General features: G+C 72.9%; 1 pseudogene. It reads left to right on the forward strand.

Going from position 1 to position 428, the window contains the following annotated elements:
* A pseudogene (locus RNB18_RS52575) lies at positions 1-428 on the forward strand (potassium channel family protein); the annotation flags it as partial.

Raw genomic sequence — 428 nt, forward strand, 5'->3', positions numbered from 1 at the left:
GCACGGAGGTGCCGCTCTTCCTCGCGGGACTGCTCTTTCTCACCGGGTACGCGGTCCGGGTGCTGACCCCGCACGAGGCCGAGCCCTGGAACGACCTCGCGCTGACCCTGGTCTGGTCGACCTGGCTGCTCTTCCTCGTCGACTACGTGGCGCGGCTGCGGCTCAGCGGTCTGGGCGCGCGCTTCCCGCGGGTCCACCTGCTCGACACCGTGGTCCTGCTCCTGCCGCTGCTGCGCCCGCTGCGGATGGTGCAGGTCTACCAGGCGGTGCAGCGGCGCCACGACCGGCCCCGGCTGAACCTGTACGCGCGCGTGATGGCGTACGCGGGCATCACCGTCGGCCTGCTCGGGCTCGCCGCCTCGCTCGCCGTCTACCACCTGGAGCACCGGGCCCCGGACGCCTCGATCCGGACGTTCGGGGACGCGGTG

It is taken from the genome of Streptomyces doebereineriae (assembly GCF_031845645.1).
Lineage (GTDB): Bacteria > Actinomycetota > Actinomycetes > Streptomycetales > Streptomycetaceae > Streptomyces > Streptomyces canus.